Here is an 11,223-nt window from a genome sequence, read left to right as displayed (position 1 = left end):
CGCCTCCGCGCAGAAGAGAACGTCGGCGGTCATGCTTCCTCACCCAGGATGCGCGGAACGCGGAAGCGGCCGTCCTCGGCGGCGGGGGCGCCCGCGAGCGCCTGCTGCTGACCGAGGCTGGGACGCACCACGTCCTCGCGGAACACGTTGGTCAGCGGAACGGCGTGCGAGGTGGGCGGGATGTCCGCGGTGGCGATGTCGCCCACCGTGGCCACCGACTGCAGGATCACGTCCAACTGGCCGGCGAACAGGTCGAGCTCGTCGTCGGTGACGGCGAGCCGCGCCAGGCGGGCCAGGTGCGCGACCTCGTCGCGGGAGATGCTGGGCATCTCGTCAACCCCCGTGGGTCGGTTTACTCGGATTGGGACCCGCCGAGTCTATTGGCAGGTCAGGGACGAGTCCGACGGGGTTGTCCGGCCCGCGCGCGGGGGTGCGGGATTTTACCGCGTCGCAACGCGGCCGGTGGGTCGGAAAGCGAAGCTGCGTCTGCGAGAATCATCGGCCGAAACTGGCGAACCCCTTGGAGGCGTTGCACCGTGTCCTTCCTGATCCGGGTCCAGCTCCCGGACCGCCCCGGAGCCCTGGGCGCGGTCGCCTCCGCGCTGGGTGAGATCGGGGCCGACATCCTCAGCGTGGACGTGGTCGAGCGCAGCACCGGCGTCGCCATCGACGACCTGGTGGTGGAACTGCCGTCCGGCCGGCTGCCGGACGTGCTGATCACGGCGGCGGAATCCGTCGACGGGGTGGAGGTGGACGCGGTGCGCCCGTACGCGGGCGTGCTCGACACCCACCGCGAGCTGGAACTCGTGGAAGAGGTCGCGGAGGAGCCCAAACGCGGCCTGGAGGTGTTCACCGAGGGCGTGCCGAAGATCATCCGCGCCGGGTGGGCGGTGGTGGTCCGGTCGGACAGCACCGGCGTGCACCGGGTGACGGCGTCGACGGCGGCCCCGGAGACCCGGATGACGAACCCGCCGTGGATGCCGCTGGCGCGCGCGACCGTGCTGGACGGCGAGGAGGACTGGGTGCCCGAGACGTGGCGCGAGCTGGGCACCGAACTCGCGGCGACCCCGCTGGGCAAACCCGACCGGGTGCTGCTGGTGGGACGTCCGGGTGGCCCGATGTTCCGGGCGGCGGAGGTGGCGCGACTCGCGCACCTGGCGGGCATCGTGTCCGTCGTGCTGCCGGACTAGGGCCCGGCTGACCGGCTCTCGCGGTGGGTGGTGGCGGGTCGGTCGGCGGCTAGCGGACGGCGTTGGCCCGGATGGTGCGTTGCGCGTAGCCGACGAGTTCGGCGTTGTCGCGGGTGCGGGTGCCGTCCGGGTTGAGGAGGGTGTCCTCCAGGCCGACCCGGGTGTCGAGTTCGAGGCGGGCGGCGCGGTCGAGGACGGGCCACGCGCTCGCGTCCTCGCCGTGCAGCAGGATCGGCGGGCCGAGCGGTTCGAGCAGGCGGAGCAGGGCTTCGGCGTCGCCGGTGGTGCCGTCGGGCTGCACCTCGGCGAGGATGCGGACCGTGCCGTCCGGGATGCCCGCGCGGCGCAGCGCGTGGGCGGCGGCTTCGTGGAACACGCCGAGCTCGATGCCGACGCCGGCGTCGAGCAGCGCGCGGGCGGCGTCGAGCCAGCCGTCCTCGTGGACGTTCACCGACGCGACGTCCGGACGGCCGGCGGCCAACCCGGCCCAGCCGCGCAGGAGTTCCGCGCGGCGCACCGGGTCCGGCTGGATCCACGCGGCGGTGGTGACCCCGATCTCGGCGTGCGGTGCGGCGAGCCGGGCCACGGAGACGGCGGTCGCCACCTCGGGTCCGGCGAGCACCTCAAGTCCGACCGCGTCGCGCGGGTGCAGGTGGAAGTGTGAGATGCCGAGTTCGGCGAGCGCGCCGACGTCGGCCGCCAACTGCTGCGGCGTGACCGGCAGCGCCGGGTGGCTGCCGGCCTCGCGGGCACCGTTCAAGCAGGCTTGGAGCACGCGGCCAGCCTCGCACGGGCCAAGGGTGGCCGCGACTCGCCGACCCGTTCAGGCGCGTGCCGTTCAGGCGGGCGAACGCCGGATGTGCGCCGGTCAGCCGGGCGCAAGTCGGGCGTGGTCACCGTGGTGGCGCGGCGTGCCGGCACACGATTGCCCGACCCCGTCGAACGCCCGCAACGGGGTCAGGCCAGTTCGAGGAGGAACGCGAAGGCGATCAACCGGACCTCGGGCACCGGACTCCAGTCGCGCTCCGGGAACCGGCGGAAGCCGAGCCGCTCGTACAGCCGGTGGGCGGTGGTCGTGGTTTCCGCGCTGCTCATCACCACGCGCCGCGCGCCGACCTCGCGGGCCCGCGTGATCACCACGCGGACCAGCGCCTCGCCGACGCCCCGGCCGCGAGCGTCGGGGCTGACCGCGAGCATCTGGAACTCCACCTCCCCCGACCGGCTCACCTCCGCGTACGGGGAGCCGGGCAGGGCGATGGTGACGGGCTCGCGTTCCGCCGGGACCTGCCCGACGCGGAGATCCACCTGCTCGACGCCGGCCACTTCGCGCTGGAGGACCAGCTCGACACCATCACCGGCTACGTGCGGGGCTTCCTCGGTCGCACCCTGTAGGCCGCACGGGCACCAGTGGGCGGCGGAGCTGGTGGAGGCAGGCCAGGCCGAGGGCGAGTTCTGCTGCTGTTGCGATCAGCAGCTTCGTCGGGGGTAGGCCGTCCAGGGCGGAGCTCAGGACTCTGGATGCGGCGTACGACAGGTAGGTCAGCGCTCCTACCAGGGATGATGCCGCTGCCAATGGGGGCTGGAACGCTCCTGCCACCACCAAGACCCCGATGGCCACCAGAGCGCCGCCGGGGGCTCGGAGTTCGCTGAGCAGGGCCGCCGAGCCCTCCACGTCGGTTCCCGTCAAGCCGTGGAAGGCCGTGGGAAAAAGGAGGGTCGCTGCGCCGATCAACGCCAGGATTCCGCCTGCCACGAGCAGTATCGCCTTGTGCATGACGTGAGTTTCGGCCGCGTGACCCCCTCCCCGCCATGACCGGGGCTCCTGGGTTCTGTGCCGATCGTCCTCCACCGTGGACCCCGTGTCCGGGCTGGTGCGAGCATCGGCGGCATGAGTGGGTTGAGCCGTCCCTTTCCCGACTCGGCGGACCAGCTCGGGGAGGCGCTGCACCTGTTGCGGCTCACCGGGACCCTGTACTGCCGGGCCGAGTTGGGGGCTCCCTGGGGGATCTCCGTCCCACCCCTCGACGGGTTCATGACGTTCGGGATCGTCACCGCCGGCTCCTGCCTCTGGGAGGTCGACGGGGCCGCTCCGCTCACGCTCGGGCCCGGCACCCTCGTGCTCGTCCCGCACGGCACGCCCCACCTCGTCCGCAGCGCCGCCGGGGTCGCGGTGCGGGACCTGTTCGGGTTGCCGGTCGAGCAGATCGGGGACCGCTACGAGGTGTTGCGGCACGGCGGGAGCGGTGCGGTCACCCAGATCACCTACGGGGTGGTGCGGTTCGACCACGTCGCCGCCCAGCGGCTGGTCGCGCAGTTGCCCCTGGTGCTCCGGGTGGACGCGTGGGACGACGACTGGCTGCACAGCACGCTGCGGCTGATCGCGCGGGAGGCCGCCGCGCCCCGGGCGGGTGGCGAGACGGTGATCACGCGGCTCGCCGACGTGCTCGTCGTGCAGGCGATCCGGGCCTGGCTGGACACCGCTCCCGAGGCCCGGGTCGGGTGGTTGGCGGCCTTGCGCGACCCGCACGTGGGTCGGGCGTTGACGGCGCTGCACCGGTTCCCCGAGCGGGACTGGACGGTGGTGGCGCTGGCCCGGGAGGCGGGGTTGTCGCGGTCGGTGTTCGCGGGGCGGTTCACGGAGCTGGTGGGCGAGCCGGTGATGCGCTACCTGACCCGGTGGCGGATGCAGCAGGCGCAGGACCGGCTCCGGCACACGGCGGAGACGGTGGGCGCGGTCGCGCACCGGTTCGGGTACCGGTCGGAGGCCGCGTTCAGCCGGGCTTACAAGCGGGCGTTCGGGGTCTCGCCGGGGGCCGGGAGGGGGTGAGGGGAGTCCAGGTCAGGGGGTGGGCGGATCGATGAGGGTGCGGAGTTCCAGGAGGGTGAGTGCGCCTTCGGGTTCGGTGAGCGCGGTCTCCACGCGGCCCAGGCGTTCGGCGGCCAGGCGCTCGCCGAGGGTGGCGTCCAGCGGCAGGAACGTCAGGGTGCGGCGTTGGGCGTCGTCCAGGTCGGCGAACAGCGGGTGGTAGACCGCCACGTCCACCAGACCCTCCGAGTGCTGGACGGCCACCCGCACGTCGGCCAGGCGCACGGCTTTCGGGCCCAGGTTGACCGTCACCAGGGTCGGGTCGGGGACCGGGGGCACCGAGTCGTGGTACTCCCAGATCATGTCCTCGGGCGGGGCGGCGGCGGCCCACGCGTCGGTGCGGGGGCGCAGTCTCGGGTCTTCCTGGCCGCTGATCACCAGGGCGTAGATGGCGCGGTGCCCGCGTTCCAGCGAGAAGTGCAGGTCGGGGTGCAGGGCGGCGACCAGGTCGCACAACTGGTGCTCGACCCGGTGGGGTTCGCCGTCGCCGAGGGCCGCGCTGATCTCGGGCAGCAGGCCCAGCCAGCGGTGCCAGAACGCTTCCGCCGCTTCGGCCGGGTTGGGCAGGTGGACGGGCGGGGTGTCGGGTTCGGTGCGGCGGCGGAACCAGCTCATGCCCTCATTGAACTACGCCGGGCGGCGACGGCGAGCAGTTCCGCGGCGGGTCCCACGAGCCGCCGGCCGCCCGGCCACACGGCGCGCAGCACGCGGTGCAGGTCGAGGCCCGGGACGGGGACTTCGACCAGCCGGCCGTCGGCGAGGTCGTGGGCGACGGCGAGCACGGACAGCACGGCGGGGGCGACGCCGGCGACGACCGCGCCGCGCACGGCGGTGGTGGAGCCGAGTTCGAGGGCGGGCGGGACGGCGTCGGGGAGGGCCCGGTCGAACGTGTCGCGGGTGCCGGAACCGCGTTCGCGGACCACGAGCGGGGTGCCGGCGAGTTCGGTGGCGGTGACGGGGCGGCGGGACCAGCGGTGGCCGGGAGGGACGACGACGGCGAGCCGGTCGACGGCGACCTTGCGGGTGGACAGGCCGGTGAGGGTGCCGGGCGCTTCGACGAAGCCGAGGTCGGCGGCACCGTCGCGCAGCAGCCGCAGGACGGTTTCGGAGTTGGTGACGCGCAGGCCGACGTGCAGGTCGGGGTGGGTGCGGCGGAGTTCGCCGAGCCAGCCGGGCGCGAGGTGCTCGGCGACGGTCATGCTGGCGGCGACGCGGAGCCCGGCGTCGCGCTGGGCGCGCAGCGCGTCCGCTCCGGCGAGCAGGCCGGTGACCTCGTCCAGGACGCGTCGGGCGCGTTCGGTGACGACGACCCCGGCGGGGGTGAGGGTGGAGCCGCGCCGGCCCCGGTCGACCAGGGCGAGGCCGAGCCGGCGTTCCAGGGTGGACAGCCGCTTGCTGGCGGAGGGTTGGGCGACGCCGAGTTCGTGGGCGGCGCGGCCGAGGCTGCCGAGTTCCCCGACCAGCACGAGCAGGCGCAGCGATTCCAGGTCGGGCGGCTCGGTCATAGCCCCAGGGTATGAGTTCATGGCCGGTTGCCGGCTACCGGCGGGCGGCCTTTCCGCCGAACGTGGCGGTGTGCTGATCGCCGCGCTCGTGCTGGGTGTCCTGGTGGGTGGCCGGTTGCCGGACCTGGCGCCGCTCACCCGGAAGCTGCTGCGCGCGGGCGTGGTGCTGCTGGGGTTGCAGTTGTCGTTGCCGCAACTGGTGGGGCTGGGGCCGGGTGTCCTGGTGGCGGCGGTGGTCACGGTCGGGGTCACGTTCTTCGGCACGCTGTGGCTGGGCGGGCGCTTGGGCCTGCCGCGCGCCCTGGTGGTGCTGGTGGCGAGCGGGTTCTCGATCTGCGGGGCGTCGGCGATCGCGGCGGTGTCGACCGAGCGCGACGAGGAGCACGTGGCGACCGCGGTGGCGCTGGTGACGTTGTTCGGGACGGTGACGATGGTGGTGTTGCCGTTGCTGGGCGCGTCGCCGGAGTGGATCGGGCTGAGCGTGCACGAGGTGGCGCAGGTGGCGGCGGCGGCACCGGCGTCGGGGGTGGCGACGGCGATGGCGGTGAAGCTGAGCCGGGTGGCGCTGCTCGCGCCGGTCGCGGCGGGGGTGAACCGGCGGCGGGGTCCGCTGGTGCCGCTGTTCCTGCTGGGGTTCCTGGCGATGGTGGCGGTGCGGTCGGTGGACGTGCTGCCGGTCGGGGTGCTGGACGTGGCGAAGGCGGCGACGACCGGGTTGTTCGCGGTGGCGATGTTCGGGTTGGGCACGGCGGTCCGGCCGAGGGGCCTGCTGGCGACCGGACCGCGCGCGCTGCTGCTGGGGTTGCTGGCGACGCTGCTGGTGTGCTCGGTGGCCTACCTGTCGCTGCGGGTGGTGTGAGCGCGCAGCAGGTCGCCGTTCAGGCGGGCGATGGTGGTCAGCGGGATGCCCTTGGGGCAGGCCGGGGTGCACTCGCCGGCGTTGGTGCAGCCGCCGAAGCCGAGCGCGTCGTGCTCGGCGACCATGTCGCGGGCCCGCGAGTAGCGCTCGGGCTGCCCTTGCGGCAGGACGCCGAGGTGGGTGGCCTTGGCGGCGGTGAACAGCATCGCCGACCCGTTGGGGCAGGCGGCGACGCACGCGCCGCACCCGATGCACGCCGCCGCTTCGAACGCGGTGTCGGCGTCGGGTTTGGGCACGGGTGTGGCGTGGGCGTCGGGCGCGCTGCCGGTGGGCACGCTGACGTACCCGCCGGCGGCGACGATCCGGTCGAACGCGCTGCGGTCCACGACCAGGTCGCGCACGACCGGGAACGGGTCGGCCCGCCACGGTTCGACGGTCAGCACGTCGCCGTCCTGGAAGCTGCGCAGGTGCAGTTGGCACGCGGTGGTGGCCTTCTGCGGGCCGTGCGCGACGCCGTTGATCATGACGCCGCACATGCCGCAGATGCCCTCGCGGCAGTCGTGGTCGAACGCGACGGGGTCTTCACCGGCGAGCACCAGGCGCTCGTTGAGGACGTCGAGCGCTTCGAGGAACGACATGTCGGGCGAGAGGTCGTCGAGCGGGTACTCGACGAGCCGCCCGGTCGCGCCGCTCTGCCGCCAGATCCGCAGGGTGAGTTTCACGCGTAGCTCCGGGTGCTCGGCTGGACGTGCTCGAACGTGAGGTCTTCCTTGTGCAGCACGGGTTCGGCCCCGGTCCACTCCCAGGCGGCGACGTAGGAGAACCGGGCGTCGTCGCGCCGGGCCTCGCCGTCAGAGGTCTGGGACTCGGTGCGGAAGTGGCCGCCGCAGGACTCCTCGCGGTGCAGGGCGTCCACGCACATCAGCTCGGCCAGCTCGAAGAAGTCCGCGACCCGCCCGGCCTTCTCCAGCTCCTGGTTGAGGTGCTCGCCGGTGCCGGGGACCTTGACCCGCTGCCAGAACTCCTCGCGCAGCTCCGGGATGCGGTCGAGCGCCTTGCGCAGCCCGGCTTCGTTGCGCTCCATGCCGCACTCGTCCCACATCAGCCGCCCCAGCTCGCGGTGGAACGACTCGACCGTGCGGTCGCCGTCGACCGCGAGCAGGGTCTTCACCCGGCCGCGCACCTCGGACAGGGTGTCCGCGACGGCCGGGTGGTCGGGGGTGAGCGGGGCGAAGGGCGCGTCGGCGAGGTAGTCGCCGATCACACCGGGGAGCACGAAGTAGCCGTCGGCGAGCCCTTGCATGAGCGCGCTCGCGCCCAGCCGGTTCGCGCCGTGGTCGGAGAAGTTCGCTTCGCCGATGACGTACAGGCCGGGGATGGTCGAGCGCAGGTCGTAGTCGACCCACAGGCCGCCCATCGTGTAGTGCACGGCCGGGTAGATGCGCATCGGCTGCCGGTACGGGTCGTCGCCGGTGATGCGCTGGTACATCTCGAACAGGTTGCCGTAGCGCTCTTCGACGGCGTGCGCGCCCAGGCGGGCGATGGCGTCGGCGAAGTCGAGGTAGACGCCGCGCTTCTCGTCGGAGATGTTCTTGGCCGCGCGCGAGGCGATGTCGCGCGGGACGAGGTTGCCGAACGCCGGGTACATGCGTTCGAGGAAGTAGTCGCGTTCGCTGTCGGGGATGTCGTTGGGCGGGCGCGTGTCCTGCGCGTTCTTCGGCACCCAGACGCGGACGTCGTTGCGCAGCGACTCGCTCATCAGGGTCAGCTTGGACTGGTGGTCGCCGCTGATCGGGATGCACGTCGGGTGGATCTGGGTGTAGCAGGGGTTGGCGAACAGCGCGCCCCGGCGGTGTGCCCGCCAGATCGCGGTGGTGTTGCAGCCCTTGGCGTTGGTGGACAGGTGGAAGACGTTGCCGTAGCCGCCGGTGGCGAGCACGACGGCGTCGGCGAAGTGCGTCGACACCCGGCCGGTGACCAAATCGCGCACCACGACGCCCCGGGCCCGGCCGTCGACCACGAGCAGGTCGAGCATCTCGGTGCGCGGGTGCACCTCGACCCGGCCGGCGTTGATCTGGCGCTCCAGCGCCTGGTACGCGCCGAGCAGGAGCTGCTGCCCGGTCTGGCCCCGGGCGTAGAAGGTGCGCGACACCTGGGCCCCGCCGAACGACCTGGTGTCGAGCAGGCCGCCGTACTCGCGGGCGAACGGCACGCCCTGCGCAACGCACTGGTCGATGATCTCGACGCTGACCTGCGCCAGCCGGTGCACGTTCGACTCGCGGGCGCGGAAGTCGCCGCCCTTGACCGTGTCGTAGAACAGGCGGTGCACGCTGTCGCCGTCGTTGCGGTAGTTCTTGGCGGCGTTGATGCCGCCCTGCGCGGCGATGCTGTGCGCGCGGCGCGGGCTGTCCTGGTAGCAGAACGAGGTGACCCGGTAGCCGAGTTCGCCGAGCGTGGCGGCGGCGGACCCACCCGCCAGGCCGGTGCCGACGACGATGACGCTGCGGTTGCGGCGGTTGGCCGGGTTGACCAGGCGGGCGGAGAACCGGCGGCGGTCCCAGCGGGTCTCGATCGGCCCGGCCGGCACCCGCTGGTCGGAGATCGGGTGGCCTTCGGTGTAGAGGGGCATGTCAGCTCACCAATCCGGTGAAGACGGCGAAGGGGACGGACAGGAACCCGGCGCAGATCACGACCGCCGCGACCAGGCCCGCCACCCGCGAGGTGGTGACGCCCAGCGTCCGGGTCGCGCTCCACACCCCGTGCCGGATGTGGAAGCCGAGCGCGAGCACGGCGACCGCGTAGGCCAGCACCACGTACCAGTGCTGGAAGTCGGCGACGACGTTGGCGTGGATGGCGCCGGGAACGCCGTTCGGGTTGAGCCACCCGACCGTGAGGTCGAGCAGGTGGTAGACCACGAACAGGGCGATGATCACGCCGCCCCACCGCATGGTGCGCGCGGCGTAGGAGCCCTGCACGACCCGGCGGTGCTCGTAGCGGCCACGGGCTCTGCGGGCGCGCGCGGTCAACTGGTAGGCGGCGATGAAGTGCAGCGCGACGCAGGCGAGCAGCCCGACCCGCACCGGCCAGACCACCCCGATGTCGCGCAGGAACCGGCCGTACGAGTCGAGCGCGCCCGGCCCGGCGAAGATCGACAGGTTGCCGACCATGTGCGCGACGACGTAGAGGAACAACGCGGCCCCGGTGACCGCCATGACGGCCTTCTTGCCGATCGTGCTGCGGTAAAGCCGGATCGTGTCCACGCAACCGACGCTAGGAACCCGCGCGACGAGTCGTCCAATACATGGTGAGCTGCTTGACGATAGCCTGAGGCTATGACGCTCCAGCAGTTGGCGTACTTCCTGGCAGTGGCCCGGACGCGGCACTTCACCAAGGCCGCCGAGGAGGTGCGTGTGGCGCAGCCCTCACTGTCCAAGCAGATCCGGGCGCTGGAGAAGGAGCTGGGCGCCGAGCTGTTCAGCCGGGCGCGCGGCAACGTCGCGCTCACCCCCGCCGGCGAGGCGCTGCTCCCGGTCGCCAACCGGATCGTGTCCGACGTGGACACCGCGCGGCTGGAGGTCGCCGAACTGGTCGGGCTGCGCCGGGGCCGGGTGCGGGTCGGCGCGACGCCCAGCCTGTGCGGCAGCCTGTTCGCCGACGTGATCAAGCGCTACCACGACGCCTACCCCGGCATCCGGGTGTCGGTCACCGAGGGCGGGTCGCGGGACCTGGTGGCCGCGCTGGAGGCGGGCGACCTGGACCTGGCGCTGGTCATCGAGTCCCCGGCGGACGCGCACCGGGCGCTGACCGTGCGGCCCGTGCTGCGCGAGGAGCTCGTGGTCGCGTCCGCCGAACCGCTCGGCGTGCCCCGGCTGCGCCTGCGCGACCTCGCCGACCACCCGCTGGTGATGTTCCGGCCCGGCTACGACCTGCGGGAGACCACGCTCGCCGCGTGCCGGCAGGCCGGGTTCGAGCCCCAGTTCGCGGTGGAGGGCGGCGAGATGGACGCCGTGCTGCGGTTCGTGGAGGTCGGGTTGGGGGTGGCGATCGTGCCCAGCACCGTGCTGGCCGCCCGGTCGCTGCACGGGACGCCGCTCGCGCCCAGCACCACCCGGACCGTGGCCCTCGCGCACCGCACGGACGTCGCGCCGACCACGGCCGCGCGCGCGTTCCGCACCGTGCTGCTCGGGTTCCTGCGCGGGGCGAAAATGCCGGCGGGCGTGCACCTGGCGGGGCCGTAGGCTCGGCGGATGCTCATCCGACGCGAGACCCCCGACGACGTCCAGGCGATCACGGACGTCACCGACGCGGCCTTCGCGGCCCGCCCCGGCGGCGAGGCGTGGCTGCTCGGCGAACTGCGCGCCGACGCCGGCTGGGTGCCGGAGCTGTCCCTGGTCGCCGAATCGCCGGAGGGTGCGGTGATCGGGCACGTGGTGTGCACGCGGGCCACCCTCAACGACGCGCCGGCGCTCGGGCTCGGACCGTTGAGCGTGCACCCGGACCACCAGCGGCGCGGCGTCGGCAAGGCGCTCGTGCACGCCGTGCTGGGCGCGGCGGACGCGCTCGGCGCACCCCTGGTCGCGCTGCTCGGCGACCCCGCCTACTACTCCCGCTTCGGCTTCCGGCCCGCCGCCGACCTCGGCGTCGAACCGCCCGTGGCCGAGTGGGGCGCGTACTTCCAGGTGCGGACCCTGCACGCCTACCGGCCCAACCAGCGCGGCGCGTTCCGGTACGCGGAACCGTTCGAACGGCTGTGATCACCCGGGTGCGGTGATCACCCGGGTCCGGTGGCGCGCGAAGGGCTCC

The 11,223-nt window shown here is 73.2% G+C and carries 13 protein-coding genes and 2 pseudogenes; 6 read left to right on the top strand and 9 right to left on the bottom strand.

What is annotated here, in order from left to right; translation table 11 throughout:
* Nucleotides 1–29 precede the first annotated feature (29 nt).
* Nucleotides 30–329 (bottom strand): Asp-tRNA(Asn)/Glu-tRNA(Gln) amidotransferase subunit GatC, encoded by a 300-nt coding sequence (gatC, locus tag AB0I60_RS27915; protein WP_015104569.1) that lies wholly within the window; start codon nt 327–329, stop codon nt 30–32.
* Nucleotides 330–536: 207 nt separating this feature from the next.
* Here gatC and AB0I60_RS27910 point away from each other — a divergent pair, with 207 nt between their 5' ends.
* The gene (locus AB0I60_RS27910) at nt 537–1,190 is read left to right on the top strand and encodes an amino acid-binding protein (protein WP_360734730.1); all 654 of its coding nucleotides are present in this window, start codon (nt 537–539) and stop codon (nt 1,188–1,190) included.
* A gap of 49 nt (nt 1,191–1,239) precedes the next feature.
* On the opposite strand, the gene AB0I60_RS27905 is transcribed toward AB0I60_RS27910, so the two are convergent.
* Both AB0I60_RS27905 and AB0I60_RS27900 read right to left on the bottom strand, forming a co-directional pair.
* Complete coding sequence (locus tag AB0I60_RS27905) at nt 1,240–1,965, bottom strand: 3-keto-5-aminohexanoate cleavage protein (protein WP_360734727.1); 726 nt, start codon at nt 1,963–1,965, stop codon at nt 1,240–1,242.
* Between the two features lie 182 nt (nt 1,966–2,147).
* Nucleotides 2,148–2,453, bottom strand: a pseudogene (locus AB0I60_RS27900) (GNAT family N-acetyltransferase); the annotation flags it as partial.
* 6 nt (nt 2,454–2,459) lie between these two features.
* Here AB0I60_RS27900 and AB0I60_RS27895 point away from each other — a divergent pair.
* Nucleotides 2,460–2,582 (top strand): annotated as a pseudogene (locus AB0I60_RS27895) (alpha/beta hydrolase); the annotation flags it as partial.
* Here AB0I60_RS27895 and AB0I60_RS27890 read toward each other — a convergent pair.
* Nucleotides 2,542–2,964 (bottom strand): DUF4345 domain-containing protein, encoded by a 423-nt coding sequence (locus AB0I60_RS27890; RefSeq protein ID WP_360734724.1) that lies wholly within the window; start codon nt 2,962–2,964, stop codon nt 2,542–2,544. The pseudogene AB0I60_RS27895 and the gene AB0I60_RS27890 sit on opposite strands and share 41 nt — an antisense overlap.
* Nucleotides 2,965–3,078: 114 nt before the next feature.
* Here AB0I60_RS27890 and AB0I60_RS27885 point away from each other — a divergent pair, with 114 nt between their 5' ends.
* Complete coding sequence (locus AB0I60_RS27885; protein WP_360734721.1) at nt 3,079–4,017, top strand: AraC family transcriptional regulator; 939 nt, start codon at nt 3,079–3,081, stop codon at nt 4,015–4,017.
* Between the two features lie 12 nt (nt 4,018–4,029).
* Here the strand turns inward: AB0I60_RS27885 and AB0I60_RS27880 are convergent, their stop codons facing one another.
* Nucleotides 4,030–4,671, bottom strand: a complete 642-nt coding sequence (locus tag AB0I60_RS27880; protein ID WP_360734718.1) for a hypothetical protein — start codon at nt 4,669–4,671, stop codon at nt 4,030–4,032.
* A complete protein-coding gene (locus tag AB0I60_RS27875) occupies nt 4,668–5,561 on the bottom strand; it encodes a LysR family transcriptional regulator (protein ID WP_360734715.1) in 894 nt (297 codons plus the stop codon). The genes AB0I60_RS27880 and AB0I60_RS27875 overlap by 4 nt, the downstream gene beginning before the upstream one ends.
* A 70-nt stretch (nt 5,562–5,631) precedes the next feature.
* On the opposite strand from AB0I60_RS27875, the gene AB0I60_RS27870 reads away from it, so the two are divergent.
* Nucleotides 5,632–6,420 carry a putative sulfate exporter family transporter gene (locus tag AB0I60_RS27870; RefSeq protein WP_360734712.1) on the top strand — a complete coding sequence of 263 codons (789 nt, stop codon included), beginning with the start codon at nt 5,632–5,634 and terminating at the stop codon, nt 6,418–6,420.
* On the opposite strand, the gene AB0I60_RS27865 is transcribed toward AB0I60_RS27870, so the two are convergent.
* From AB0I60_RS27865 to AB0I60_RS27855, 3 genes are read right to left on the bottom strand one after another with little or no spacing between them, the layout of a single operon-like run.
* Nucleotides 6,396–7,142, bottom strand: a complete 747-nt coding sequence (locus AB0I60_RS27865) for a succinate dehydrogenase/fumarate reductase iron-sulfur subunit (protein ID WP_360734709.1) — start codon at nt 7,140–7,142, stop codon at nt 6,396–6,398. The two genes, AB0I60_RS27870 and AB0I60_RS27865, sit on opposite strands and share 25 nt — an antisense overlap.
* Entirely contained in the window at nt 7,139–9,049 is a 1,911-nt protein-coding gene (locus AB0I60_RS27860) for a fumarate reductase/succinate dehydrogenase flavoprotein subunit (RefSeq protein ID WP_360734707.1), read from the bottom strand. Before AB0I60_RS27860 ends, AB0I60_RS27865 begins: the two co-directional genes overlap by 4 nt.
* Before the next feature lies 1 nt (nt 9,050).
* Nucleotides 9,051–9,680: a succinate dehydrogenase cytochrome b subunit gene (locus AB0I60_RS27855; protein WP_360734704.1), complete on the bottom strand. Its 630-nt coding sequence runs from the start codon at nt 9,678–9,680 to the stop codon at nt 9,051–9,053.
* Nucleotides 9,681–9,752: 72 nt separating this feature from the next.
* On the opposite strand from AB0I60_RS27855, the gene AB0I60_RS27850 reads away from it, so the two are divergent.
* Both AB0I60_RS27850 and AB0I60_RS27845 read left to right on the top strand, forming a co-directional pair.
* A complete protein-coding gene (locus AB0I60_RS27850) occupies nt 9,753–10,658 on the top strand; it encodes a LysR substrate-binding domain-containing protein (protein ID WP_360734701.1) in 906 nt (301 codons plus the stop codon).
* A gap of 9 nt (nt 10,659–10,667) precedes the next feature.
* Nucleotides 10,668–11,174, top strand: a complete 507-nt coding sequence (locus AB0I60_RS27845) for an N-acetyltransferase (protein ID WP_360734699.1) — start codon at nt 10,668–10,670, stop codon at nt 11,172–11,174.
* Nucleotides 11,175–11,223 lie beyond the last annotated feature (49 nt).

It is taken from the genome of Actinosynnema sp. NPDC050436, assembly GCF_040655415.1.
Taxonomy (GTDB): Bacteria; Actinomycetota; Actinomycetes; order Mycobacteriales; family Pseudonocardiaceae; genus Actinosynnema.
Note: the sequence above shows the minus strand (reverse complement) of the source record. Positions and strands in the feature narration are given on the sequence as shown.